Origin of the sequence: Arcicella lustrica (assembly GCF_034930985.1) — a bacterium.
GTDB classification, from domain to species: Bacteria; Bacteroidota; Bacteroidia; order Cytophagales; family Spirosomataceae; genus Arcicella; species Arcicella lustrica.
Genome location: NZ_JAYGIM010000021.1, coordinates 70,440 through 95,640, shown reverse-complemented (window position 1 = coordinate 95,640; position 25,201 = coordinate 70,440). Strand labels below are relative to the sequence as shown.

The 25,201-nt window shown below is 35.2% G+C and carries 27 protein-coding genes; 13 read left to right on the top strand and 14 right to left on the bottom strand.

What is annotated here, in order from left to right; genetic code table 11:
* The 4 genes from VB798_RS22885 to VB798_RS22870 all read left to right on the top strand — a co-directional run.
* A partial coding sequence (locus tag VB798_RS22885; RefSeq protein ID WP_323689563.1) for a T9SS type A sorting domain-containing protein occupies positions 1-1,605 on the top strand: 1,605 nt, incomplete at its 5' end.
* A gap of 773 nt (positions 1,606-2,378) precedes the next feature.
* Entirely contained in the window at positions 2,379-3,113 is a 735-nt protein-coding gene (locus VB798_RS22880) for a DUF6577 family protein (protein ID WP_323689562.1), read from the top strand.
* 5 nt (positions 3,114-3,118) lie between these two features.
* Positions 3,119-4,177, top strand: coding sequence for a nucleotidyl transferase AbiEii/AbiGii toxin family protein (locus VB798_RS22875; RefSeq protein WP_323689561.1), 1,059 nt, complete (start codon positions 3,119-3,121; stop codon positions 4,175-4,177).
* Between the two features lie 458 nt (positions 4,178-4,635).
* On the top strand, positions 4,636-4,914 hold the full coding sequence (locus VB798_RS22870; protein ID WP_323689560.1) for a hypothetical protein: 279 nt from the start codon (positions 4,636-4,638) through the stop codon (positions 4,912-4,914).
* Between the two features lie 17 nt (positions 4,915-4,931).
* Here VB798_RS22870 and VB798_RS22865 read toward each other — a convergent pair whose 3' ends face one another.
* Complete coding sequence (locus VB798_RS22865) at positions 4,932-5,348, bottom strand: DUF3052 domain-containing protein (protein ID WP_323689559.1); 417 nt, start codon at positions 5,346-5,348, stop codon at positions 4,932-4,934.
* Positions 5,349-6,311: 963 nt separating this feature from the next.
* On the opposite strand from VB798_RS22865, the gene VB798_RS22860 reads away from it, so the two are divergent.
* On the top strand, positions 6,312-6,785 hold the full coding sequence (locus VB798_RS22860) for a DUF1281 family ferredoxin-like fold protein (protein WP_323689558.1): 474 nt from the start codon (positions 6,312-6,314) through the stop codon (positions 6,783-6,785).
* 158 nt (positions 6,786-6,943) lie between these two features.
* Here VB798_RS22860 and VB798_RS22855 read toward each other — a convergent pair whose 3' ends face one another.
* Positions 6,944-7,309, bottom strand: a complete 366-nt coding sequence (locus tag VB798_RS22855; RefSeq protein ID WP_323689557.1) for a MerR family transcriptional regulator — start codon at positions 7,307-7,309, stop codon at positions 6,944-6,946.
* Positions 7,310-7,433: 124 nt separating this feature from the next.
* On the opposite strand from VB798_RS22855, the gene VB798_RS22850 reads away from it, so the two are divergent.
* Positions 7,434-8,303: an MBL fold metallo-hydrolase gene (locus VB798_RS22850; RefSeq protein WP_323689556.1), complete on the top strand. Its 870-nt coding sequence runs from the start codon at positions 7,434-7,436 to the stop codon at positions 8,301-8,303.
* 291 nt (positions 8,304-8,594) lie between these two features.
* Here VB798_RS22850 and egtB read toward each other — a convergent pair whose 3' ends face one another.
* The 8 genes from egtB to VB798_RS22810 all read right to left on the bottom strand — a co-directional run bounded on the left by egtB (position 8,595) and on the right by VB798_RS22810 (position 16,061).
* A complete protein-coding gene (gene egtB, locus VB798_RS22845; RefSeq protein ID WP_323689555.1) occupies positions 8,595-9,743 on the bottom strand; it encodes an ergothioneine biosynthesis protein EgtB in 1,149 nt (382 codons plus the stop codon).
* A gap of 18 nt (positions 9,744-9,761) precedes the next feature.
* Positions 9,762-10,754 (bottom strand): L-histidine N(alpha)-methyltransferase, encoded by a 993-nt coding sequence (locus VB798_RS22840; protein ID WP_323689554.1) that lies wholly within the window; start codon positions 10,752-10,754, stop codon positions 9,762-9,764.
* A gap of 6 nt (positions 10,755-10,760) precedes the next feature.
* Positions 10,761-11,738: a zinc-binding dehydrogenase gene (locus VB798_RS22835; RefSeq protein WP_323689553.1), complete on the bottom strand. Its 978-nt coding sequence runs from the start codon at positions 11,736-11,738 to the stop codon at positions 10,761-10,763.
* A 1-nt stretch (position 11,739) separates the two neighbouring features.
* The gene (locus tag VB798_RS22830; protein WP_323689552.1) at positions 11,740-12,390 is read right to left on the bottom strand and encodes a hypothetical protein; all 651 of its coding nucleotides are present in this window, start codon (positions 12,388-12,390) and stop codon (positions 11,740-11,742) included.
* 8 nt (positions 12,391-12,398) lie between these two features.
* Positions 12,399-13,064 carry a LamG domain-containing protein gene (locus VB798_RS22825; protein WP_323689551.1) on the bottom strand — a complete coding sequence of 222 codons (666 nt, stop codon included), beginning with the start codon at positions 13,062-13,064 and terminating at the stop codon, positions 12,399-12,401.
* Positions 13,065-13,100: 36 nt separating this feature from the next.
* Positions 13,101-14,183: a hypothetical protein gene (locus VB798_RS22820; protein ID WP_323689550.1), complete on the bottom strand. Its 1,083-nt coding sequence runs from the start codon at positions 14,181-14,183 to the stop codon at positions 13,101-13,103.
* Positions 14,184-14,203: 20 nt separating this feature from the next.
* Complete coding sequence (locus VB798_RS22815; protein ID WP_323689549.1) at positions 14,204-14,947, bottom strand: LamG domain-containing protein; 744 nt, start codon at positions 14,945-14,947, stop codon at positions 14,204-14,206.
* Between the two features lie 535 nt (positions 14,948-15,482).
* Positions 15,483-16,061, bottom strand: coding sequence for a Crp/Fnr family transcriptional regulator (locus tag VB798_RS22810; protein ID WP_323689548.1), 579 nt, complete (start codon positions 16,059-16,061; stop codon positions 15,483-15,485).
* A 51-nt stretch (positions 16,062-16,112) separates the two neighbouring features.
* Here VB798_RS22810 and VB798_RS22805 point away from each other — a divergent pair, with 51 nt between their 5' ends.
* From VB798_RS22805 to VB798_RS22775, 7 genes are all read left to right on the top strand, one after another.
* Positions 16,113-16,832: an ATP-binding cassette domain-containing protein gene (locus VB798_RS22805; protein WP_323689547.1), complete on the top strand. Its 720-nt coding sequence runs from the start codon at positions 16,113-16,115 to the stop codon at positions 16,830-16,832.
* The gene (locus tag VB798_RS22800; RefSeq protein WP_323689546.1) at positions 16,829-18,310 is read left to right on the top strand and encodes a glycine betaine ABC transporter substrate-binding protein; all 1,482 of its coding nucleotides are present in this window, start codon (positions 16,829-16,831) and stop codon (positions 18,308-18,310) included. The genes VB798_RS22805 and VB798_RS22800 overlap by 4 nt, the downstream gene beginning before the upstream one ends.
* A gap of 58 nt (positions 18,311-18,368) precedes the next feature.
* Positions 18,369-18,953: a Crp/Fnr family transcriptional regulator gene (locus VB798_RS22795; protein ID WP_323689545.1), complete on the top strand. Its 585-nt coding sequence runs from the start codon at positions 18,369-18,371 to the stop codon at positions 18,951-18,953.
* A gap of 106 nt (positions 18,954-19,059) precedes the next feature.
* A complete protein-coding gene (locus tag VB798_RS22790; protein WP_323689544.1) occupies positions 19,060-19,632 on the top strand; it encodes an ester cyclase in 573 nt (190 codons plus the stop codon).
* Between the two features lie 80 nt (positions 19,633-19,712).
* Positions 19,713-20,591, top strand: a complete 879-nt coding sequence (gene ygiD / locus VB798_RS22785; protein ID WP_323689543.1) for a 4,5-DOPA-extradiol-dioxygenase — start codon at positions 19,713-19,715, stop codon at positions 20,589-20,591.
* Positions 20,592-20,602: 11 nt separating this feature from the next.
* Complete coding sequence (locus tag VB798_RS22780; RefSeq protein ID WP_323689542.1) at positions 20,603-21,322, top strand: alpha/beta hydrolase; 720 nt, start codon at positions 20,603-20,605, stop codon at positions 21,320-21,322.
* Positions 21,323-21,452: 130 nt separating this feature from the next.
* Entirely contained in the window at positions 21,453-21,803 is a 351-nt protein-coding gene (locus VB798_RS22775; RefSeq protein WP_323689541.1) for a nuclear transport factor 2 family protein, read from the top strand.
* Positions 21,804-21,925: 122 nt separating this feature from the next.
* On the opposite strand, the gene VB798_RS22770 is transcribed toward VB798_RS22775, so the two are convergent.
* The 4 genes from VB798_RS22770 to VB798_RS22755 all read right to left on the bottom strand — a co-directional run bounded on the left by VB798_RS22770 (position 21,926) and on the right by VB798_RS22755 (position 25,198).
* Entirely contained in the window at positions 21,926-22,429 is a 504-nt protein-coding gene (locus tag VB798_RS22770; protein ID WP_323689540.1) for a nuclear transport factor 2 family protein, read from the bottom strand.
* 81 nt (positions 22,430-22,510) lie between these two features.
* Complete coding sequence (locus VB798_RS22765) at positions 22,511-23,416, bottom strand: HpcH/HpaI aldolase family protein (RefSeq protein ID WP_323689539.1); 906 nt, start codon at positions 23,414-23,416, stop codon at positions 22,511-22,513.
* Between the two features lie 14 nt (positions 23,417-23,430).
* Positions 23,431-24,312, bottom strand: a complete 882-nt coding sequence (locus VB798_RS22760) for an alpha/beta hydrolase (protein ID WP_323689538.1) — start codon at positions 24,310-24,312, stop codon at positions 23,431-23,433.
* A 73-nt stretch (positions 24,313-24,385) separates the two neighbouring features.
* The gene (locus VB798_RS22755) at positions 24,386-25,198 is read right to left on the bottom strand and encodes an SDR family NAD(P)-dependent oxidoreductase (RefSeq protein ID WP_323689537.1); all 813 of its coding nucleotides are present in this window, start codon (positions 25,196-25,198) and stop codon (positions 24,386-24,388) included.
* Positions 25,199-25,201 lie beyond the last annotated feature (3 nt).

Sequence of the window (25,201 nt, the reverse complement as noted above, 5' to 3'; positions counted from 1 at the left end):
TATACCATTACAGTAACTCCTACAACAAACACTACTTATACTTTAACCAGTGTAAGTAATGCTTGTGGAACCATAACTACAAATACCAACAACAGTGCAGTCGTAACACTGACTCCACAGACAATAGCTACCTCAAGTATCACTGGTAGTCCTTTCTGTCTAGGAGCAAAAGTCAATGTAGCTTATACAGCCACAGGAGTCATTAAGACAGGTAATGTATTTACTGCTCAGTTATCTAATGCCACTGGGAGCTTTGCCACTGGAGTAACCACAATTGGTACACTCTCAAGTACGCTCTCTACTGGAACAATTGCCACTACCTTACCAAGTAATGCCACGGCTGGAACAGCATATCGTATCAGAGTAATCTCTTCGAGTCCAGCAATTAATGGTACAGACAATGGTGTAAACTTAGCTATCAATGCACTACCAACAGCTACCCTTGCAGGTACACAGACTATCGTAAGCTCTAATTCAGCCAAGCTTACTGTTAACTTAACAGGTAGTAGCCCGTGGTCAGTAGTAGTCAATGGACAAACATACAGCAACATCACAGCCAGTCCTTATACCATTACGGTAACTCCTACAGCCAATACTACTTATACTTTAACCAGTGTAAGCAATGCTTGTGGAACCATAACTACAAATACCAACAACAGTGCAGTCGTAACACTGACTCCACAGACAATAGCTACCTCAAGTATCACTGGTAGTCCTTTCTGTCTAGGAGCAAAAGTCAATGTAGCTTATACAGCCACAGGAGTCATTAAGACAGGTAATGTATTTACTGCTCAGTTATCTAATGCCACTGGGAGCTTTGCCACTGGAGTAACCACAATTGGTACACTCACAAGTACGCTCTCTACTGGAACAATTGCCACTACTTTACCAAGCAATGCCACGGCTGGAACAGCATATCGTATCAGAGTAATCTCTTCGAGTCCAGCAATTAATGGTACAGACAATGGTGTAAACTTAGCTATCAATGGACAACCTACCGCTACCCTTGCAGGTACACAAAGCATCGTAAGTTCTAATTCAGCTAAACTCACAGTGAACTTAACAGGTAGTAGTCCATGGTCAGTGGTAGTCAATGGTCAAACATACAGCAACATCACAGCCAGTCCTTATACCATTACAGTAACTCCTACAACAAACACTACTTATACTTTAACCAGTGTAAGTAATGCCTGTGGAACGGTGAATGTTACAGCAGGGAATACCGCTACAGTCACTTTAACACCACAAACAATGGGCTCAGACCCTAGATTTTTAACAAACCCTTTAATTATTACTAATAAAAGAATTTCTGACACATTAGATACTCCAAAGACAAGTACCATTGATTATGAACATCTTGAATTCAAAATTTACCCTAATCCATCAGAGGGATTGGTTAAAATAGATTACCCTTCTAATACTGAAGAAGGCATAATTATACATTTGCGAAGTATAGATGGAAAAGAAATTCAAAAAATAAATGAAAAAGCAAAAAGAGGAGACAATACTTTTCAATTAACAGTATTGTCTTCAGGAATTTATTTTATTGTTTTACAAAGTGATTCTGGCATAAAGATGGAAAAGAAGGTTCAAATATTAAAATAGACCTTTATGAACTTTTCAAATATGAATACAGAAGATATTCTGTCCAATAAATAAAACATAAGTCAGCCTTAATTTTAGGCTGACTTTAACCAATAAAAACCTCATGTTTATTTTTTGTGAATTAAGACAAACATGAAAGTTTTTTATAATAATCTTGCTTCATTAATTAAGATTTTAATAGCAGTATTATCTACTATTAGTATTTACTTTTCACCTATAGAGTTAGTTGTCAAGTTCGATAATTGCTAACTATAAAGAATGTGGCAAGTTTGGATTACATTATAAGGTTTAAAATCAAGGGGAAATTTGGTAAATGGGAGCCTATTGCAAGAGAATATAAGAGATACTTTTAAAAGTTCTCATAATTTAATTTTAATTTATTTAACATAATAATAATTATAATTCAAATCACATACTACTGATTTAACTTGACAGTTAAACGTTAAGTGCATGAATATCAAGGAATTGAAAAGAGATAAAAAAATCGTAACTTGATACTTTATCTCCGAAAAGTAGTCGAAAGTCACCGTGCGGGATTCGTATCTTCCATAAAACCAAAAAGACGAAAGCCTATGAAGCCAGAAATCAACAAAACCAAAGACCATATGCTACTGCAGAAATGATACAAAAAAACAAAATGTTCAAGACACAATAAATCAAAATTATAATAACTATCATCATAATTATCTTCTATTTATCGGCACATAAATACATTTGCTGCCGAAATATTAATTTTGTATCTTTGTGATTGAAAATTAATATTTCGTAAGAAAATGAAGATTCAGAATATACATACGACTGATTTACGTCCAATTTTTGTGAAAAATCATGAATTGGATAGAGAAAGTATAGAAGACTATCTCAGAACGATTGGTAACTATAATGTTGAATATACCTTGAACAGTTTAGTTAAAAATGGTTTGCTCGAAAGAACAGGTAGAGGAAGATATTCACTTGGATTGAAACGGCAAATTTATTCCCCACCCTTAGAAAACGAAATCAAAGGAGTTTACGGATTAATTCAAGAAGAAAAACCATTACTTGAATGTTGTGTTTGGAGAACCTCCATTATCAATGAATTTACCTTACATCAAGCGGGGCGATTTGCCCAAATAGTTGAAATAGAACGAGACGGATTAGAAGCAGTCTTTGATTTATTACGTGACCATTACCCAAATGTCTATCTAAATCCATCGGATGAATTATTGGATAGATATATCGTTTACCAGAATGATGCTATCGTTATCGTTCCTTTAACCTCAGAAGCTCCAACGCAAGTTATTGATGGTATCAGAACGATAACAATTGAAAAACTTTTAGTGGATTTAATAGTTGATGTTAAACTTTATGAGTCATTTCAAGGAGCAGAACTTGCTTATATTATCAAAGAAGCATTCCGTAAATATCCAATTAATAAGGATAAAATGTTACGATACGCCAGGCGACGACGGAAAGGTAATAATGTTGAAAGTATGATTGAAATGAGTTTACAATTAGAAGATTTTTAAAAATTATGATTGATAAAAAAGTAAGTCACTCCCTTGAATGGCTCAATAAATTTTCTCAGTTAAATAACGGTGCGGATAAAATTTTGGTTGAAAAAACGGTGAGGGCATTAACTTTATTAGAAGGTTTAGTCGAAAGTAAACTGAATTTTATTTTCAAAGGTGGAACGGCTTTAATGTTGATGCAGCAAAATAATCCCAAAAGACTTTCGATTGATATTGACATTATTATCCCCAAAGTATCGGATGATTTATTAGATATTTTGAAACAAGTGTCAGGAAGTCAAGGATTTAGTAGAGTTGAAGGACAAGAAAGAAATTCTGAAATAAATATTACAAAAGAGCATTTTAAGTTTTTTTATATTCCCACACACCTAACAAATCAGTCAGAAGACTATATATTATTGGACATCTTGTATGAAGAAAATCCATATCAAAAAGTAGTTAAAACCCCCATCAATTCACCATTTTTGTTTCAAAACGGTGAGAGCCAAACAGTTAAAACTCCTTCATTTGAAGATATACTTGGGGATAAAATGACAGCTTTCGCACCCAATACAACAGGTATTCCATACTATAAAGGGAAGTTTTCAAAAAGTATGGAGATTGTTAAACAATTGTATGATGTTGCCAATTTATTAGAATCAATCAATGACCTTTCCATCGTTAGAAAAACATTCAAGCGTTTAGCTCAAATAGAATCACAATATCGTGAATTAGAGATTACATACGATGATGTATTGCGTGATACTTACCAAACGTGTTTATGTTTGGCTCTGCGAGGAACAGATGGAATAGGGAATTTTGAAGAACTCCTTTCTGGCATCAAAAAGGTAAGCCGATTTATGTTTTCAGAAAATTTTAGCTATGAAAAGGTAGTAGTAATGACAGGTAAAATTGCCTACCTTACCCGTTTAGTAGCTAATGACGAAACCGAAGTACGCCTTTTTAAAGGAGCAAAAACCGTTAAAGATTTATTAATAGTACAACCACACAATACTAAACTAAATAAGCTGAAAAAGCAGTACCCAGAGGCTTTTTGGTATTGGTGGCTGGCGACACAATAATTATTGAATGTTAAATTTCATTACGAATTTGAAGATAAATTCGTAATACTCCTACAACACCAAACATTTGAAAAATAAAAACTACTAAAAATAATTTTGAATAAAATAATGGCAAAAATAGTAGAAGAAGGATTTGATTTATTTTCTTAAAAGATTAACCCCAACAGCCACAGAACACAATAAAGTAATCAAGCATAAAAAACGGCACATCGTTGCCTAAAAAATAAGCTCAATTGTTTTTTTTTAATATAGGTTCTTATGGCAACGGAACAGGAATAAGACATCATTCTTATACAGATTATTTTGCAGTCTTACCCTCCAAAATGTTACATTATAATTCATCTATGGCGTTACGTGAAACCAAATAAATATTACAAAGTACATTTCCTAATACAAATAAAATTGAAGTTGGAACGCCAGTAATTAAAGTTCCATTTGGACAATACGCTTCTGAAACGATGGAAATAATACCTTGTTATTTTTATGGACTAAGCAATACACCACTTAGTCAATTTGAGTCTTTTAGAATTCCTGATGGAAAAGGCAATTGGTACACTTCGAGTCCAAAAGCACATAATGTGTATGTCGAAAATCAAAACAAAAAATTTGGTAGAGAACTTAAATCGTTAATTAGATTAATAAAATCATGGAAATACTATAATAATGTTTCTATTCAATCTTTTTATTTAGAATTGAGTGCTACTAAATATCTTAAAAAAGAAAAGAATCTTTTTTAAGATAAGTTGGATATGTTTCATTTTTGTCTGTTTTTAAGTGGTATCACAAGTTTTAATCCTGACCATTTTTCGTCAATGGCACAAACTTTTATGTCCACCAATCCATTGTTAAGTGCTATGCCCCGAACTATATTTCCGTCTAAGTCGGTTTCAATCTTTGCTGATTTTTTATACCGCGAAATCCAAATTATTCCGTTTTCTTCAATTTCTTGTCGCAGCTCTTTTATATCCTTGCTCAGTTGTGCTGTACTTTTTGCGAAATGATGAATGAAATCTTTTTTGCTTTTTTTGTCTGTAAGTTCTTTTATGTCTTGGGACAAGACGCTGAAAAGGTCGAAGTAATAATCTGGTGGATTGAATAGTTTTATTTTAAAGCCTGACTTTATACCCATTTTTTTTGCTAACGGTGTTTCTGAATATCCTGACGGTTCCATAAATGTTATTGTTTATTATCGTGAATGCCATTCCCAAAACCCAAACTGCACTTTTTTGCCCCAATTTTTTTCAGCAAAGCATAATTTGTCCTCTGTGATGGCTTTAGTGTGAAATGAGATAGCCTAAAAATGCTATGGGATGCAGTTTAATCCCTTTAATTTTTCATTATTCAAATCCGTTTTGCAATAATGAAGCTATTGCTAAGTTTAAGTTTGTCCGATAAGCGTTTTTCTGGCTGACTTTTTTCAGTATTTGTTTGGTTGAGGTGTCATAACTTAAATAAAATTCATCTGTAAACTTCAGTAGATAGCCTTTACACTGATTATAACTTTAGCTCCTGCACCACATATCCTTACCCGATAGCAATTCGGCTAAACTCTAAAGAATAAATTTTCCCGTAGTATCAATCAGATTCTTTTATGCTGGAATTTGTATGTCTGGTTGTAAAAAGTATATTATAACATGAGTAAGACTTGCTTGTTACTAGGTCACAAATTTCTCTGTCTATAAAAGAGTTTTAAGAGGATGCTTTTATAAAGTATAGAGAAAAACTCTTAACACAATCCCAAAGCAATATTCCATAACATTTCCTAAATGCTTTTTCCATTGGCTTCCACATAGGCTTTTATTCAAGAGCCAGATGCTGCTTTGTCCCATTTCAAGAGCAAAGGTATGAACGTGTTCTTAACCCAGAAACAAGGTCAAGCCTTGGGTTTACCAAAAAATCTCCACCCATGCGGGTCGTATTTATTTGGTAAAACCTTGTTCCTGCTAAACACTAACCTTTTATGCTCCCGAAACGAAACAAAGCATACGCCGACTCTTTACACGAATAAAAAAAATGTCAGACATAAAAAAATACAGCATTGAAAATGGCAATAAAGTGAAACGAAAGAGCACCACCTCTCATTGCCGAATAAATCTAAATAAATCAAATCACACCAAATTAAACAATACAAAATATGGCAAACTGGTGCAGTAATATGGTTACTTTCGAGGGAAGTATCGAAGCAATCAAACAGATACAACAGCTTTTCGAAGCAATGAAAGAAAACGAAGAGAAAACAGAACAAGGGCAACTGCCCGACTTTACAGACAATACTAACGGAGGTTATTTTTTCAATATCTATTGGAACGAGGGAGACGAAGGCATATTTCAATATGAGACAAAATGGGCGCCCAATTCCGAAATATTAAGAACGATAGCAGAAAGGTATCTATTGAACTTCATTCATGACTATGAGGAAATGGGCAACGGTATATACGGTAAAGCAAGTTATCAAAATGGGATACTAGACGATGTGTGTTTAAGCGATGAAGAATTGGAATTGTATTCTTTTGACGAAGAAACTGATACCTATCATTTTGAAGGAGAAGTCTATGAAATAGAATACGAGATATTGGAAATTCTTCTGGAACGAAAACTATCTTTCTGACAGTAACAGATTTAAAGGTTTGTTACCTTAATGGAACAAACCTTTAAAAGCTAGTATAATAGTAAAACATGTAAGCCGACGTATGGGGATAAACTAAATCAATAAGGTTTTGGATATCTATCGGGAAGAATACGTTTCTAATACACCATTAATAGAAATTAACAATCACACGAATTGTCAAAATCCTGTATGACTTTTTGCAATCGGGTTTTAACCTGCTTGAGCTGTTGGATTTTCAATTCAATCTCTTCAATTTTTGAAGTAAACATCTGTTTCTGTTCGTTACGGTCAGAATGTTCCCCATACCAGCTTTCCAGAAGCTTTTTAATCTCAGCCAGGGTAAAGCCTACTTCTTTGGCTTCTAAGATGATTTCCAGCCTTTCGACTGTATGGTCATCATAGTTTTTGTAATTATTGGTTTTGATTGTTTGGTCAACCATTCCTCGTATCAATCCAAGGTTCTCATAATACCGAATAGTATGAACCGTCGTGCCAGTCCGTTTGGACAAATCATTGATCAACATGACTACTTATTTAATGTTTGAAAAAATATTTAAAGCATAGAGTATAGTCTATACTTGTAGGCAACAAAAGTAGTAATTACTTTTGCCTTGTCCAAAAGAAAAAAAATAAAAAGTGGGTTAAGGAATGGTCTTATTTATTAACATATTGAAGAAAATGGTCTTGGTTATATTGATAGTCGTAGGCATTGTGTCCATAATTGGTTTCATCTATTTACAGCAGCCTCAATTTGGCAAAAATCCGTCTGGTGAAAGATTAGAGCGGATTATGCGCTCTCATAACTTCAAAGATGGGAAATTCCAGAATCTTGAAAAAGTATTGATGGTGCCCGAAGGGTACACGATGGCTGGCGAAGTTTACCGTACCTTTTTCGGTAATAATCCACGTAAATTTCCAGTCGATAGTATCCCGTCGATGAAAACAGATTTGTTGAGCCTTTCGTCGGAAGAAAATGTCCTAGTCTGGTTTGGGCACTCATCTTATTTCTTACAGCTGGATGGTAAGAAGATTTTGGTTGATCCTGTGCTAAGCGGCTCTGCTTCACCACTCCCTATCGGTGTAAAGTCTTTCAAGGGAACCGAACGATACACCGCTGACGACTTTCCAGAAATAGACTACGTCCTGATTTCACATGATCATTTTGACCATCTGGACTATAAAACCATCATGGCGTTGAAAGGGAAAATCAAACACGTTATATGTGGTTTGGGCGTTGGTGAAAGCCTGGAATACTGGGGATTCAATCCAGAGCAAATCATCGAAAAGGATTGGGATGAAACTGCCGTAATCGATGAGACGCTCAAAATATACACTGCAACCGCTCAGCATGGATCTGGGCGTTTAAAAACCACGGACAACACGCTCTGGATGTCAATAAGAACAGCTTACGCTTTGATATTGATAGAATTAGAGCTTGAAAATATAGAAAGGTATTCTGAAAAATCACCCTGTAAGTTGCTAAAATCAGAGACTTACATGGTGATATGCAATTTTTGACCAAACAAGGGACTTTCAGAATAAGTTGTTGAATACCAATCAATTGAAAGAAAATAAAAATTGTAACTTGGTACTCTATCTCCGAAAAGTGGTCGAAAATTACCGTGCTGGATTCGTTTCTTCCAGGGAATTAAAGACGGATTTGCATATGGATTTCAAGCGGGTTCGACAGTTGAACCGCTGGTATTTTAAACATAGAATTATTCCATATTTAAAACCTAAAAGACCAAAGCCCATGAATCAAGAAATCAACAAGTCAAAGACTTGCAACCAAAATTGACTAAGATACTGTTAAACTGCTAATCGAATCCCCATGAATTGCCAACGGTGTTGTGGCTGGAAGAAATTACGATAAGTATTTCTTGAATGTCCTTCTGGAGTTGCTACTGAACCGCCTCTCAAAACCATTTGATTGACCATAAATTTACCATTATATTCACCTATTGCACCTGTGGCTTTTTGAAAGCCCGTGTATGGCAAATACGCACTATTTGTCCATTCCCAACGCTGCCCCCAATCAAAATACTGAGAAGCCACTTCCCACTCGGCTTCGGTGGGTAATCTCATTCTTTTCCAAGCGGCAAAAGCTGATGCTTCATAAAAATTTACATGGCAAACAGCTTGATTTGGGTTGATTTTTTGTAAACCTTCAAAAGTATAAGAGTACCATTTTTCATCTACAAAATGCCAATATAAAGGAGATTTTGCCTTGTATCTATTTACCCATTCCCAACCATCTGCGTGCCAATATTGAAATTTTTCATAGCCACCGTCTTCAATAAATGCAAGATACGCTGCATTGGTAACTAAGTTTTGTTGAATTTCATACGATTGAAGATACACTTTATGTCTGTTCTGTTCATTATCAAAACAAAAACCTTCACCTTCAAACCCAATTTCATAAATGCCTTCTGGAACTGGCAAAAAGGTTTTATTATCATAAATTTCGTGTTCTGCTAATTGAATATCAATCGAAGGGAAAAGGGGATTATGTCCCAAAATGTATTTAATATCTGTTAAAAGTAGTTCTTGATGTTGTTGCTCATGGTTTAAGCCTAAAACAAAAAGGTCTTGTAATGCCTTTCCGATAGTTGTGTTGGCCAAAAAATCTACTATCGCAGCATCGACGTATTTCCGATAAGCATAAATATCTTCTACCGATGGGCGGCTTAAATTTCCTCTATCTGTACGAATTACTCTCGCTCCAACGGTTTCGTAATAGCTATTAAAAACAAAGTTGTAATTTGGGTCAAATACTTTGTAATTTAGACAATTAGGCTGTAAAATAAAGGTTTCAAAAAACCAAGTAGTATGCCCTAAATGCCATTTTGGTGGGCTTACATCTACGATGGGTTGCACTACGTAATCTTCGGTTTTGAGCGATGCACAAATATCAACCGAATGTTGTCTGACCGAAATATATTGCTTGAGTAAATTCATCTTAAAGTCTGTTTAAAATTAAGCCACTTCCCAAATGGCATCTACAAAGTAGTGATGCGTATCAAAACAATTTAAAACTGGTTTAAAACCACTTTCAAAGGCCATTTTTTCAATTTCATCTAAAGCATATTTTTGAGAAACTTCCATAAAAATGCTTTCATTTTGGGTAAATGAAATAGTTTCTGAACCAATCGTTACTTCCTGATCACAAAGGCTTACTAAGTAGCTTTTGCAAGCTCCCGTTTCGGGGTCATAAGTTTGATAATGTTCAAAATTAGCGATGTCAAAATTCCCTTCGAGTTCCTGATTGATTCGGATAAGTAGATTCACGTTAAATTGGCTGGTGAAACCTTCGCTATCATTATAGGCTTTTAAAATGGTAGCAGGGTTTTTCTTTAAATCAAATCCTATAATAATTTTATCTCCTTGTATAAGATTTTGGGAAAGTTTTCTACAAAAATCAAGCGATTCTTTTAGGCTCATATTGCCGATATTTGAACCTAAAAACAGTAAAACTTTGCGGTTTGATGATAGTTCACAAGCTTTTTGTAAGGCTTCAAAATAATCTCCTTGAATCGTGCATACCGATAAATTAGGCAATGAGGCAAAAAGATTACTTTCAAGCACATCAAGAATATAGCCCGAAATATCAATGGGTAAATACCGAAAATTTGCCTTTTGCTCTGTCAGGTATTTGAGCAAATGAAACGTTTTGGTAGCATCTCCAGCACCCAATTCGATTAAATCAAAGGCAGATGCGTTGGCACAAATACCATCAGCCAGTTGAGCAGATGAATTTTGAAAAATATCCATTTCGGCTCTCGTCAGATAATAGTCCTTGCAGTTCATTATCTTTTGAAACAAAATATCGCCTTGCTCATTATAAAAGTATTTAGACGATAAATGCTTTTGTGGAGCTTTCAAGCCTTTGATAACATCCGTATAAAATTGGTTTTTCGGCTCATCCGACGCTAAAAAGCCAATATTTTTAATTTCTTCTAAAGTGTCCATTGATTGCTATGGGTGTTCTGTAATCATCACAATTTTACCAGAAGCTTTATTGCTTTCCATAAATTGATGGGCTTTTACAATGTCAGTAAATGGAAAAACGGTATGATTTATCATTTGAAGTGTTTGGTTCTCGATGTCTTTGATAAATTCCTGAAAAGCACCTGTACCGACTCTGACTGCACCGCTATCATACGTTGTGAGCGAAACGGTGGGAGGAATTACCTCCATCGGGGCAAAGTTTTGAAACGACCATTGTTCCGAAAGCATTCCTGTCATACAAGCCTTGCCACCTTGTTTTAGGCATAACAAAGTATCAGGTAAAGTATTGACTCCGACCAATTCGAGGGCTTTATCAACGCCTTTCGGGTTTATTTCTTTGATTGTTTCATGAATTAAACCATTATCAATCAACACCTTATTTGCTCCATTTGATAAAAGCGATTGCTCTTTATTTCTATCTCTTGTAGTGGAAATAACGCTTAAACCAAACTTACTTGCCATTTGGGTTGCGAATAGTCCAATAGAAGACGAACCACCCCTAATCAAAAGCGATTCGCCTTTTTGCATTTTCAGGGCAAGATGCAACGAACCATAAACCGTTTGAAACATTTCTGGCAAAGCACCTAAAATCGACCACGAGAGTGTACTATCAAAGGGCATCAAGATACTTTTAGGAAATACGCCATATTCGGCATAGCTACCGTCAAAATCTCGTCCCATTCCTCCCATGAAAGCAGCTACTTTTTGCCCATTTGTTAGTTCAGCAGAAGGGTCTTCTATTACTTCGCCAACACATTCAATGCCCAAAACTCTTGGGAATTTTACGTTTGGCGAGTAACCTTTACGGGTCATTAATTCCGAGCGATTAAGTCCAAAAGCCTTAATTTTGACGAGTACTTTGCCATTTTTAGGGTTTGGCATAGGACGGTCTTCAATAATTAAATTCTCAGAGCTTCCTGATTCATAGATAACGATAACTTTCATTTTATTTTGAAGGAAATATTTTCAATGATTCGGCATCGCTATTAAAACCAAAGATTCCGATTTTACCTTTTAAGGAAGTATTCAGTTTTTTTGCTACTAAAGTTGATTGAGAAGCATGATTAATAAATGCTTTTATTTCTTTGCTATCAACGATGATAGTTAACGTAACCCAATCATTGGCTTTAGGAGGGTTTAAAATACCACTTTCATAAAGTCCTGGATGCGATTTTCTTAATACTTGCCAATCTAAGTGAGGGAAAAATCCATATTGAACAGCATGAGTTTTTCGTAAGGAATCAGTGGTTTGAAAATTGAATGGGCGGCAATAAACCACTTCAAATGTTGAATCATTTTCGGCATGAAATGCAATTCCATAAAAACTGCCTTGCAAAATGTCTTTTCCTCGTGCAATAAGCTCTACTTTTCCCTCTTCAAAATTATCAATTGGCAACCAAACAGGCGTGGCAGTCATTTTTTTACCGAGTTCAATAAATTTTTTACTGCCTTCTTCATTTACCGTAATTGTTCTATTTTTCACAATTAAATTACCTTGGACGGCTAATTTGGTCAAATCAAAGTTTACCGTCTGTTGAGAAAAACTTTTCCCAAAAGTCAAAAGTATGAACAGTATTGCTGCTATTGATGCTTTCATTTGTTTACTCATTTATGAGTTATCTTCAAATCTTTGAAAAACCCTTCTGTTCCAATTTCAACCCAAAGCCCTATGCCTCCGGTAGCATTTTCGCCCATCTTTAAATCATTGACAATTAATGAAGGCTGCTTAGAATCATTCAAGAATAATTTTGCTTTATTGCCATCCACAGTAATTCGTATCATAATCCATTCATTTAAGCCCATATCGCAATAAGCTTCGTATTTTTCGGGGCTAATCTGACGAAGTTTATCGAATTTAAAATCAGGATATGAGTAATATTGAATTGAGTGATTCCTGCGAATTTGGTCATCAGCTCTACCATTTGTCGGGCGGATATAGATAGATTCGTATTTGGTGTTATTATCATCAATTCTAAATGCAAGACCAATAAATCCTCTTGCAAAAGCTGGGGCTGATTTCAATAAACGACTAAATACTTTTACTTCTATTTCACCATTTTTAAAGTTAATATCCTTTATTTTAACAAAAGTCGGTTCATCTACGGCCTTTATGGTCGTATCTTTTTCAACCCTCAGTACTTTTTCTCCATTCAAATTTTGAAAAGACATTGATACCTGATGCGGTATAAGATTTTTCTCATGTAAACTCATTTTTTGAGCAAAACATACAACCGAGAAAAAAATAAAGCCGAAAGAAAAGAGTGTTTTCATAAAAGGGATTGTTTAGTACTGAGGGGATATTAAAATTTATTTCATAAATAAGCCTGCACCCAAATTTGACCCTAAAGTACCTGCTTTGATATGTAAAAAGTATTTACTCGTTTGGTCTTCAATCACTTCCAACTTACCTTCTTTCTTCAAAATGACATCTTTGCCCAGTTTGAGTTTGTCGTCAGATGCTTTTTCACCAAATCCTTGTGGCCCACCGCCTTTATTTACAAAAGAATTATAGCCTACAATAACGGAGTTTTCGATAGTATAAGAATCCTTTTCATCTTTATTCAACATCCATAATACATTACCATTGCTGATTACATTGTTGTAAAACTTGAAATCAGGCGTAGCCGACCAAGTCCAAACAATACCGCCATAGCTATCAATGACTAAATTATGGTGCATAGATGAATTGGTAGCAGGGCTATTCCATAATACAAGGGCATCTTTCACTCCGTAAAATACACAGTGGTCAATTTCCTGTTCTTTTCCATTGGCCAAAATCCCCAAGTGGTTAGGCAACGCATATTTATTGCCCAAGAATAAACATTGCGAAACCCTAAAATCCTCTAAATTTTTGCCTTCCCACATGATAGGGTAATTTCTAACCAAAACCCCTTTTGATGGGTTTTCGTGGACAGGTTCGCCCAAAATTCGTAAACCTTGAATAGTAGCGTGGCTATTTTGAATCATGATACCAAAATTCTGACCACCTGTAAGTTCGCCTTTATCATTTTTCTCTACCGAAAAAGGCATTGTAGAAATCATAATTGGCATTTCTGCGGGAGTCCAATTAGCATCATCAGGTAAAATTTCAGCACGAATCGTTAAGCGATTAGCTTTGGTAAACTTCCATTTTTTAGGGTTAAAATCTGCCGTTTCGCTCATGCCATAAACACCTGCTGCCAGAAAAACGCCTATTGCCCCTTCTCCTTCGGCGGCACTCACTCGTTTGGCGGCTTCGCTCAATGATTTTAATGGGCTTTCTTTTGTACCCTTGTTAGAATCACTTCCTGTATTTGGGTTTACAAAAATTTTATTGTCAACCACTTGCCCGAAGCTTTGCAGACTAAGTATTGTAAATAATGCAACTAAGTAAACTGTAACTTTTTTCATCTTTATGTTTTTTTAACTAATTAAATATCACCTACTTTTCCTTCTTCTTTCTTCTCTTTCAAGGCTCTTTTAGTTACTTTCAAATCTTTAAAATAACCCGTTGTAGCAATATCTACATAGAGCCCAACATAGCCTTTTTTGTTTTTACCCAACATCTTATTGACGATAAATGAAGAGTATTTCATGTTATTGATAAACATTTCTGCCGTTTCGCCATTGATTTCCAATCGCATGGTAATCCACTCATTCAAAGCTACAGGAGCTGAACCCTCATACGAACCTGCTGGAAATTTATCTCTCAAGGTTTGAAACTTGAAGTTGGGATACGAAAAATACTGTACCGCATGGTTTCTTGCCATTTGGTTATTGATTCTACCTACTTTTGGACGCAAATAAATAGACTCCCAAGCCGAATCATCAGCCGTAATTCTGTAATACAAGCCTATGAAACCCGCTGCTGGTGCATAAGGTGATGGATTTTGAATTTGGCTATACATTTTCACTTCGATAGTGCCATTTTCAAAATCATCTATGTCTATAAGTCGAGCGTAATGACGGTCGTCAACGGTGGTTTCTAATTTTTTCTCGTCGAATGGAAGAGCCTTTAAATCACGTTCTATTTTGAGTACCTTATCGCCTTGAAATTTGATAATTTCTCCCGTTACATTGTGTAACTCAAACGTTTGTTTGCCCAATTTCAAGTTTTGCCCAAAACTCTTGAGCGATAGCAGACAGACTACAGGAAGTATAAGAAGTTTTTTCATTTTATGTTATTGAAACGTTTTTAGATATTATGGATGTCAATTAATTAGAAGAAATGCCTTTTTTATGAAGATTCTCAAGCGTATTGTCATATCCTTCAATAATTTGATTATTCGCTAAATGGTAGGTATTGATGACGTATATTTGCTTTGATATATCGTTTATGGATACGTTTTTGATGATAAACACAACTGAAAACTTTATACAATATTTATCCTTACCGATAGTTATATCGGCTATTTCCTAGTGTATATGATGGCAATGGTTTTGTATCTCTTCGATAATTTTCAGATACCCTCTCGGCCCTGTCAATGGTTCTGTTCTATGAGAAACATAGAATTGTGCATTCGGACTGATTAGCTGTTGAGCTAAATTTTCATCAGCCGTATTTAAGAATTGTATAAATTGTTTGAAGAATAAAGCGTACCCTTTCATACTCCTTTTTTTATGCAAAATTAGAGTAGCTTTAAGTGATTAACCGTTCATCTATATTAAGAAAAACAATGAATGTAGATTCATCTTTTTAGTTAATATAGATTAAGATTTAGTGGAGATTTTTTTACGAATTTTACTTAAAAATTGAGGAGTGATACCCAAATAGGAAGCTATTTGGACATTAGAGATACGTGCCGCTAAATCAGCGTAGCGGTCGAGGAAACTAAGGTAGCGTTGTTCGGCGGTAGAGCTAAAATTTTGTAAAACTCTGTCTTGGATTTCGATAAATTTATTTTCGATAGTAACCTTAAAGACCCTATCTAATTTTACAATATTGATATACAAAAAGTACAAATCTTTTTGTTCTATTTGAATAATTTCCGAAGGTTCAAGGGCTTCAATGAATAATTTACTGGGCTTTTTCGTATGAAAACTACCAAGGTCTGCAATCCAATCTCCTTCCGCTGTAAATTGAATATTATGCTCGAAACCTTTGTCATCAATACCATACATCCTAAATAGACCTTTTAAAACAAAAGTATAGTGCTTGCAAATAAAGCCCTCTTGTAATATCATTTGGCGGCGTTTGATTTTTCGCACACTAATTTTCGACTCTATTACCTTTAGTTGGGAGTCGTCAAGCGATATATATTTATTGAAATGAGCTATAAGTGCTTCCATTGACTGGGGTATAATTGGTGCGTCAAATTTATAAAACTATTTTCAGCAATTATGCAAAAAAACAAGAATGTAGTCGAACTTATAGATATTACACTGTCTTTTCAACATAGAAACGTACTTGCTGATTTGTCTGTACATTTTGAAAGTGGAAAAGTAACGGCTTTGTTGGGAAAGAGTGGTAGTGGTAAATCAACACTTTTACAACTTATCAATGGAATGATTATCCCAGACCGAGGGAAAGTAAAGATTTTTGATACCTTTTTTGATTATCAACAAGCTACCAAACTGCGTCTTCAAATAGGTTATGTTGTGCAAAATGTAGGGCTTTTTCCTCATTTGACAATTAGCAAAAATATTAGTTTGCTTGGCCAAATATCCAAGCAGTCTGCCAAATCAATGAACGAACGTACTCATTTTCTAATGGATACCGTTGGGCTTTCGCATGATTATTTAGACAAATATCCTCATCAACTTTCTGGTGGAGAACAACAAAGGGTTGGACTTTGCAGAGCTTTATTTCTTAAACCACCTTTGTTGTTAATGGATGAACCCTTCGCTTCGCTCGATTATTCAACACGAACTGGCATTTATAATTACTTTAAAATACTCCAAGAAACAGAGCCATGTTCGGTGATTATTGTTACCCATCAGTTTGATGAAGCTGAAATATTGGCAGATAATTTTGTTTGGCTCGAAAATGGAAAAATAAAGGCTCAGGGTAACAAATCGGATTTTTCTTCCATTAAAACAGATTATTTAGCCGCATTATGAGATTAAACTTCATCATTATTTTACTCTGTATTATACAGCCAGCTTTTGCCCAAAAGGTTATAAAAGTGGGGGCAAAACACTTTAACGAAGGATACATTTTAAGCGAAATGATGGCTCTATTGTTAGAAGACGATGGTTTTGTGGTAGAAAGAAAGTTTAACTTAGGAGGTACAAGTGTATGTTTTGAAGCTTTAAAAAATGGTGAAATTGATATGTATCCTGAATATTCTGGGACAATTTCAGCAGAAATTTTAAAGGAAAACACGACTTTAACTCTTCATGAAATCAGGCAGTTATTGGCTTCCAAATATCATTTAGAAATCTCAGAACCATTGGGCTTTAACAATACCTATGCTCTATTAGTAAAGCCAGAAATAGCACAGCAATATCAGCTTAAAAACATTAGTGATTTAAGAAAATATCCTAATCTCAAAGGTGGTTTTAGCTATGAATTTCTCAAACGTCAAGACGGTTGGGCAAAACTTGCAGCCTTTTATCATCTCAAACAAAACCCCGTAGGACTTGAACACGGTTTGGCCTACAAGGCAATCAAAAATAATCAAATAGATTTTACAGATGCCTATTCAACCGATGGAGAGATTATTCAAGAAAAATTAATGCTCTTGACCGATGATTTGCGTTTTTTCCCATCCTATCATGCGGTAGCTTTTTATGCACCTCAAACAGAAAAAGCCGTTAAACAATCCGTCGAAAAATTATGTGGAATAATCAATGAAACGGAAATGCAAGCATTAAATGCCCAAGTATTATTTGAAAAAAAGAGTTTCAAAGAAATAGCACGCCATTTCTTGATAAAAAAGAACTTGTTGAAACACGCCCATAATAAAAGCAACAATACGTGGCAAGAGATAGTAGAACATAGCTTTGTTCATCTTCAACTTACCTTTTTTTCGCTATTATTAGCCATTTTAGTGGCAATTCCATTGGGTATTTTTCTGTATAGATTCCAATCATTGTTGAAGCCAACTTTGTATTTAATAGGCATTATGCAAACGATACCATCAATTGCTCTACTTGCTTTAATGATACCATTTTTGGGTATTGGGCTTGTTCCAGCAATTGTGGCATTAATCATTTATGCTATTTTACCGATACTTCGAAACACCATTGTTGGTCTTTACTCAGTTGACCCCCAATTAAAGAAAGTTGCCACAGCAATCGGATTGAATGATTACAAGCGGTTGGTATTAATAGAATTACCACTGGCAATTCCGATGATTATTACAGGCATTCGGACGGCCGCAGTAATTAATGTAGGCACAGCAACATTAGCCGCATTTATTGGAGCAGGTGGACTTGGTGAATTTATCGTCACGGGCTTGGCACTCAACAATACAAATTTAATATTACAAGGAGCTATTCCATCGGCCATTTTAGCAATATTCCTTGAGTTATGTTTTGAACTTATCGAGCGGCTGTTAGTTTCTGAGCATTTAAGACAAAAAATCATTCGGTAAATTTGCCATAATCAAACATTCAATCAAGCGGTTTTTAATTGAGAAAAGCACCCCCACAATGAAGCGTACCATAAAAGAGAATATAGAAGAAAAGTTGAAGCAAGAATTGACCATTGATGAATATGAAAAATTCACTTCGCTTTTAGAGCCAATAACCATTCAAAAAAAGCAACAACTGGTATTTGAAGATAAAGTATGTAAGTATCTATATTTTGTAGAACAGGGAGTTTTACATTCTTATTTAACCGACGATAACGGAGAGAATCATACAATTCAGTTTGGATTTGAAGGACATTGGATTTCAGATTTATTCAGTTTTGTAAGTAATACACCCGCCACCTTCAATATTGAAGCATTGGAGGAAACGGAAATATTGGCTATTTCTAAAACTAATTTTGAAAAAGCACTTCAGGACATTCCTAAATTTGAACGCTTTTTTAGAATATTAATACAAAACGCCTATATTCAGTCTCAACATCGTATCGCTAAAAATTATAGTGATGATGCTGAACATCGTTATTTAGCCCTCATTAAACAGCAACCTGACCTTCTGCAACGTGTTCCACAATATTTAGTGGCTTCTTATTTGGGGATTAAACCGCAATCTCTTAGTCGTATTCGACAAAATTTATCCAAAAAATAGTCTTAATTACTTTATTCACATAGGTGAACGAAAATCAGTTGTTGTTAGCCCCAACTTTGCATCATCAATCAATAAGGATTGTGTCAATCTTTAAACAGTTAGAAAAATGCAAAGATTCTCAATTATCGCAACCGCATTATTATTAATGATTTCATTCACTACAACTTTTGCTCAAAGTAAAAAATACAGTCAAGCAGAAATAACAGCGTTAAGAAATCAACTAAGTGAAATAACGAAAGTAAATGCCGAAATACAAAAGCATTTAGCCACTTTTGATACCTTGGATTATCAAGTTTTTAGTAATCAAGAATGGAGCAGATTGCACGAAAGTCATTCAAAAAATATTAAAGTATATTGGCCCGACGGACACTTAGCAGAAGGAATTGATTTACATATTGAAGACCTTAAAAAGCTATTTGTTTATGCACCAGACACTCGTATAAAAATCCATCCAATCAAATTTGGCTCAGGAAAATTTACGGCGGTAACAGGTGTTTTTGAAGGAACATTTACTAAACCATTGCCAATTGGCAATGGAAAGTTTATTCAACCTACTGGCAAAGCGTTTAAAATGCCTATGGCTACTATTGGTATTTGGGGTGAAGACGGAACCATGATAGAAGAACATCTATTTTGGGATAACCAAACCTATGCTAACCAAATAGGATTAGGAAATTAGTATTCCTGACTGGGGTATTATGAAAATGCCCCAGTTTTTATCATTATTTCGCTCAATTTTATACTCGCATAAACTGTAAAATGGAACGCAATGATTTTTTGAAGACGATGGCAACTTTGCCTTTAATCTCTAATAATATGACACTCAATACCCTCAATAATATTACGAATGGCTTTTTAACTACTAAAAAAATGCCTGTGTTATTTATCGGACATGGTCATCCGATGAATGCTTTGTTTGATAATAATTTCACCCAAAAGCTATCTTCAATTGGCAAAAAAATAGAAAAACCCAATGCCATTATGGTTATTTCAGCACATTGGGAAACTCGTGGTACTTTTGTTTCGGTAAATAATCAACCCAAAACGATTTATGATTTTGGAGGATTTGACAGACGTTTATTTGAAGTAAAATATGAGCCAAAGGGACATCCATTATTGGCAAAACAAGTGGTAGAATTAGCCAAAGAATATCATATTAACGAAGACCATTCAATGGGGTTAGACCATGGAGCATGGACTATTCTAAAGTATTTATTTCCAAATGCAGATGTGCCTGTTTTTCAATTGAGTATCGACTACACTCAACCTGCCGATTATCACTTTCGATTAGCTAATACGTTAAAAAATTTAAGAGAAAAAGGCGTACTGATTATTGGCAGTGGGAATATTGTTCATAATTTAAGCATTTTAGATTGGAGAAATATAGATGCTAAACCACAAGAGTGGGCATTAGAATTTGATGAATTAGTGAAATCGAAGCTGAATAAACAAGATTTCCATTCGCTTATTAAATATGAACAGTTTGGACAATTAGCAAAAATGGCTATTCCTACCAACGACCACTATTTACCCATGATTTACACGCTCGGTTTGGTAGAAAAAACAGAAACTGTAAAGTATCTCTTTGAGGGTATTCAGTATGGTAGCATTAGTATGCGTTGTTTTGAGATTTCTTAAAAATTGGACAAATGAAAAAAATAGTAGGTTCTTTAATATTAATAATCATGATGACCTTAAACTCACAGAGCAGTTATGCTAAAGGTGATACAACACTTTTATATTATTTGACTCGCCCTCCCAAAGTTCAAACTCAAAAGCCTCCATTATTGATTCTTTTACACGGAGTAGGAAGTAATGAGCAAGATTTGTTTCGTATTGCTAATGACTTGCCAGATAATTTTTTAGTGATTAGTGTCAGAGCTCCATTTACTATTTCAGATGGAAGATATAAATGGTATGACGTTGATTTTTCTTCGGGTACTCCACGATTTAATACTGAACAAGCCGAAAAAAGTAGATTAATTATCTTGAATTTTATCAATCAACTTAAAGAAAAGCACTCGTTTAATGAAGACGAAATTTACTTGGGGGGCTTTAGCCAAGGAGCTATCATGTCCTTTAGTGTAGGACTCACTCGACCAGATAAAGTCAAAGGGGTTATTGCTTTAAGTGGACGAGTATTGAGTGAAATCAAACCTAATATTGCAGACCAACACAAATTAAAAAGTCTAAAAGCATTGGTAATTCATGGCAAAAATGATGAAGTATTAAGTATCAATTATGCACGTCAAAGTAAAAGTTTATTAGATAGTTTACATATTCAGAGTGACTATTTTGAACTAAATATGGGGCATATCATTACGAGCGATGTGATTAACCTAATGAATAAATGGCTTAAAGCTGAATAAGTTTTTAGTACTGCTATTTATATAGACTAACGCCATTTATTAATATAGATTAAGTGTAGCTTTTTTACATACATCTAATTTTGTGCTTTGAAATAATTTTCATCAGATTGAAAACTAATATTTTTTAACCATGCAAGATTCAACAACAAACGACGTTTTGATGCACCACCTTACCGCTTTTGGTAATAATGATTTAGCTGAAATTATGCTTGATTATACGGAAGAGTCGGAAGTACTTACGTTGACAGGGGCTATCAAAGGTTTGAGTGCTATTACTGCGTTTTTTTCAGATTTATTTAGCATCATTCCTACAGGTTCTGATTTTGAAATGAAGCAATTAACTGTTACAGAAAACGTAGCTCATATCATTTGGGCAAGTGAATCGGCAGTTGCAGTTATTCCATTTGGTACAGATACATTCGTAATGGAAAATGAGAAAATTAGATTTCATAGTGTAGCAGCAGATATAAAATACAAATAGGTATGTGGCTTATTTTTAGGTTGCTAAATCCAAGCGTATTGACAGTGACCTAAAATTAAGCTATATTCTATTGATACGATAAGTACTTTATTAGATTCAAAAAGCAATAGAAGGCTATAATTTTAGTCTTCTATTGCTTTTTGAATAATAGCACGAGCATCTTCGGCAGCAATCGGCTTTACGATTCTTTTGATAACTTTCCAACCATCTAAAGTTCTTGCTAACGTATAGTTATTCACAGTAACTTGATAAATTGAGAATCCAGGAGAAACTCCTTTACCAGCAAGCTTTACATGAGAGGCGGCAGAATCTGGCATCACAATAAGTAAATAGCCTGTGGCAACAGCACTATCTCCTTTGAGCTTGATGTGCGGAAGCATGGCTAAGTGGGTCATACCTGCTTTTATAGCCATTTTTTGTTCTGGAGCGTTTACAATTTTCAAGATTTCTTTTCGTCCTTTGTCTATTTTAACGCCTCGGTCAAAAGTGGCACTATCTGTAAACATTTTTGCCCAATACGATTCAGAAGCAACGTCAGAACTAAACGCAGAACCTGCCAAGAGGTTTAAAATTTCGAGTCTATCTTCCGTAGCTGTAAGGCGTGAAAGTAACTGTTTCTGACTCAAATTATTTCTTGAACAATTTGCAAATATCAACACTGACATTGCAAGTATATGTACTTTCTTGGAACCCATTTGTCGCATTGACTATTTTTTATTAGCTTGATTAAGTTTGTTGGCAATATCCTTAAAAAGTCCAGAATAGGTATTTTTTATGAGTTGCCAATCATGTGTGAGAATAATCATATTAGCACCAGAATTGACATGTTGAACCGCTTCATCAGGAGTGAGTGCAAGGCGTAACAACGCACGATTTGGAAATGATTTAACAACAGCAGCCATTTCATCCAAAGTTTGTACAACTTTAGGATGCTTCCAACTACTAACACCGAGTTCCATAGAAAGGTCTCCAGGACCAATCGCAACACCTGTTACCCCTTCAACTGCCAGTATTTTTGCAAGATTTTCCTTCCCTTTGAGGTTTTCAATAATCATAATACAGACAACATCTTTACTGGCTTGCTGACGACGTTCATATTCATTGCCATTATAATTGATTGAAGCTCTTGCAAACCCTGAGCCTCGAAAACCAAGTGGTTTATAACGACACCAAGAAACCAGTTCCGCCGCTTCTTCGGCAGTTTCTACATGAGGGAAAATAATACCTGCTGCTCCACCGTCAAGCATTCGTTCGACAAGGTTGGCAGAACGTTCTCCAAGTCTTACAAGTGTAGAAACACCACTAAGTTCGGCAGTTGCAATAGCTTGACCAATATCGTTATAATCTCTCAGTCCGTGTTCAAAATCTAAAAATAGGAAATCAGCCCCAGCCGCACACACCGTTTCTATCATGATTGGATGAGCAATGTTAATGACAGCCCCTTTAAGTACTTCACCATGATTCAGGCGGTCTTTTAATTTTGTATTAGAAGTCTTGTATATAATTGTATCTGAATTTAAAACAGTTACAGTCTGAGCAATAATCAGATTTGAATAGATTACAAATACTAATACCAAATAGTTTTTTAAGATGTAATAAGTACGATTTTTCATATTTAGGAAATTTGCTATTCTACTATTGAACCATTCTTTTTAAACACCTTCTGAAAGAAAAGTAAGTGAGATGGTAAGGCATTTTGCCAGTAATTCCAAGAATGACCACCTGGTCTTTCAATGTAATCATGTGGTGTACCATTGTACACTAATCTTCGATGTAATTCTCTGTTACCTTCAATTAGAAAATCATCAACACCACAATCAATAAAAATAGCTAATCCATTCTTTTTGATGGTATCTATCATATTCATAATAGAATTTTTAACAAAAACCTCGCTATTGGGGTCAGAAGTACCTAAAAGCTTTTGAAAGCGTTCATTGATGGATTGAAGCATGGTCGTATGAGCTTTAGAATTGGTGAAATTCATATCCATTGCTCCACTCATTGAACCTGCTGCACAGAACATATCAGGGTGACGAGTAGAAAGATACATAGCACCATGTCCACCCATTGAAAGCCCTGCAATGACTCTTCCTTTATTACTTTTTATAGTGCGATAAGTATTATCAATGTTAGGGATAACCTCTTTGATAATGTGCGTTTCAAATTGACTGGCAGGGTCAAAAGGGCTATCCATATACCAGCTAAAGGCTTCACCCTCAGGCATGATAATGATAATATTATATTGGTCTGCTAAGTTTTTTACCAACATTTTATCAGGTGTTTGCGTAAGCCAATCTTTAAAATGTCCCGCTCCGCCATGTAATAAATATAAAACTGGATACGCCATTTTGTTTTTGTCATAAGAAGCTGGTAATACCACTGCTGCCTTATAGACTTTTTTCATCGAAGGGCTTTGTATTTCAAGGCTATCTATCATTGCCGCTTTTACATTAAAAAAAGCAAACGATAAAATTGTAAAAATGATAAATCTTAATTGTATTAATTTCATAGTATTCTAATCTAAAAAACGTTTAAATAATTTTATATTTCAATACTTTTAAAACTCTGTAAGCTATTGCTTCTTAATGAATATGAATCCCTCCGTTCACATCAAGCGTTGCTCCCGTTACAAAACCAGAAAGGTCAGACGCTAAGAAAAGACAAGCCCCTGCTAATTCGGAGGTTTTACCAACACGTCTTAACGGAATTCCTGCCACTACGTTATCCAATTGTTCATCGGTCAGCCCGTCTAACATGGACGTTTCTATCATGGCAGGACAAATGACATTAGCCCGAATATTCATCGGGGCAAATTCTCTGGCGATTGAGCGAGTCAAACTAATTACGCCACCTTTAGAAGCGGCATAATGCGAACCTCCGACTAATCCACCCCCACGTTGACCTGCCAAGGAAGCCAAATTTACGATAACACCCGCTTGTTTTTCAGCAAAAACTTTCAAGATACTTTTACATATATTGAAAGTTCCTTTCAGGTTTACGTCCATGATTAAATCATAATCTTGCTCGTTAATCGACAGCATCCCTTCTGATTTTACAATGCCCGCACAGTTCACTAAGCAGTCAATCGTGCCAAAATAGGCTACACTTTTTTCGATAGCATGGTCGCAATCTGAGGCATTTCTGATGTCACATTGAATACAGATAATTTCTGTTTTTTTGCCAATTTGTGTTTCAATATGGCTTGTTAATTGACTGGCAATTTGGTCGTTCATTACCAAATCTAAAATCACTAATTTTGCTCCATGTACGGCAAAAAGCTCTGCCGTTCCATAACCGATACTGCGTAAAGATGCTGCACCCGTAATGACACAAACCTTATTTTCGAGCTGTAAGAGCTGGTATTTTGTATTTTCTTCTGATACTGTATTTTCCATTTT

What these genes read in the sequence shown, in the direction of transcription:
- VB798_RS22850 (WP_323689556.1), top strand. Translation starts at nt 7,434, where the DNA reads ATGGTCTTATTTATTAACATATTGAAGAAAATGGTCTTGGTTATATTG.
- VB798_RS22870 (WP_323689560.1), top strand. Translation starts at nt 4,636, where the DNA reads ATGGAAATAATACCTTGTTATTTTTATGGACTAAGCAATACACCACTT.
- VB798_RS22875 (WP_323689561.1), top strand. Translation starts at nt 3,119, where the DNA reads ATGATTGATAAAAAAGTAAGTCACTCCCTTGAATGGCTCAATAAATTT.
- VB798_RS22805 (WP_323689547.1), top strand. Translation starts at nt 16,113, where the DNA reads ATGCAAAAAAACAAGAATGTAGTCGAACTTATAGATATTACACTGTCT.
- VB798_RS22780 (WP_323689542.1), top strand. Translation starts at nt 20,603, where the DNA reads ATGAAAAAAATAGTAGGTTCTTTAATATTAATAATCATGATGACCTTA.
- ygiD (WP_323689543.1), top strand. Translation starts at nt 19,713, where the DNA reads ATGGAACGCAATGATTTTTTGAAGACGATGGCAACTTTGCCTTTAATC.
- egtB (WP_323689555.1), bottom strand. Translation starts at nt 9,743, where the DNA reads ATGAATTTACTCAAGCAATATATTTCGGTCAGACAACATTCGGTTGAT.
- VB798_RS22840 (WP_323689554.1), bottom strand. Translation starts at nt 10,754, where the DNA reads ATGGACACTTTAGAAGAAATTAAAAATATTGGCTTTTTAGCGTCGGAT.
- VB798_RS22815 (WP_323689549.1), bottom strand. Translation starts at nt 14,947, where the DNA reads ATGAAAAAACTTCTTATACTTCCTGTAGTCTGTCTGCTATCGCTCAAG.
- VB798_RS22855 (WP_323689557.1), bottom strand. Translation starts at nt 7,309, where the DNA reads ATGTTGATCAATGATTTGTCCAAACGGACTGGCACGACGGTTCATACT.
- VB798_RS22775 (WP_323689541.1), top strand. Translation starts at nt 21,453, where the DNA reads ATGCAAGATTCAACAACAAACGACGTTTTGATGCACCACCTTACCGCT.
- VB798_RS22755 (WP_323689537.1), bottom strand. Translation starts at nt 25,198, where the DNA reads ATGGAAAATACAGTATCAGAAGAAAATACAAAATACCAGCTCTTACAG.
- VB798_RS22820 (WP_323689550.1), bottom strand. Translation starts at nt 14,183, where the DNA reads ATGAAAAAAGTTACAGTTTACTTAGTTGCATTATTTACAATACTTAGT.
- VB798_RS22810 (WP_323689548.1), bottom strand. Translation starts at nt 16,061, where the DNA reads ATGGAAGCACTTATAGCTCATTTCAATAAATATATATCGCTTGACGAC.
- VB798_RS22795 (WP_323689545.1), top strand. Translation starts at nt 18,369, where the DNA reads ATGAAGCGTACCATAAAAGAGAATATAGAAGAAAAGTTGAAGCAAGAA.
- VB798_RS22835 (WP_323689553.1), bottom strand. Translation starts at nt 11,738, where the DNA reads ATGAAAGTTATCGTTATCTATGAATCAGGAAGCTCTGAGAATTTAATT.
- VB798_RS22760 (WP_323689538.1), bottom strand. Translation starts at nt 24,312, where the DNA reads ATGAAATTAATACAATTAAGATTTATCATTTTTACAATTTTATCGTTT.
- VB798_RS22830 (WP_323689552.1), bottom strand. Translation starts at nt 12,390, where the DNA reads ATGAAAGCATCAATAGCAGCAATACTGTTCATACTTTTGACTTTTGGG.
- VB798_RS22860 (WP_323689558.1), top strand. Translation starts at nt 6,312, where the DNA reads ATGGCAAACTGGTGCAGTAATATGGTTACTTTCGAGGGAAGTATCGAA.
- VB798_RS22865 (WP_323689559.1), bottom strand. Translation starts at nt 5,348, where the DNA reads ATGGAACCGTCAGGATATTCAGAAACACCGTTAGCAAAAAAAATGGGT.
- VB798_RS22765 (WP_323689539.1), bottom strand. Translation starts at nt 23,416, where the DNA reads ATGAAAAATCGTACTTATTACATCTTAAAAAACTATTTGGTATTAGTA.
- VB798_RS22825 (WP_323689551.1), bottom strand. Translation starts at nt 13,064, where the DNA reads ATGAAAACACTCTTTTCTTTCGGCTTTATTTTTTTCTCGGTTGTATGT.
- VB798_RS22800 (WP_323689546.1), top strand. Translation starts at nt 16,829, where the DNA reads ATGAGATTAAACTTCATCATTATTTTACTCTGTATTATACAGCCAGCT.
- VB798_RS22880 (WP_323689562.1), top strand. Translation starts at nt 2,379, where the DNA reads ATGAAGATTCAGAATATACATACGACTGATTTACGTCCAATTTTTGTG.
- VB798_RS22790 (WP_323689544.1), top strand. Translation starts at nt 19,060, where the DNA reads ATGCAAAGATTCTCAATTATCGCAACCGCATTATTATTAATGATTTCA.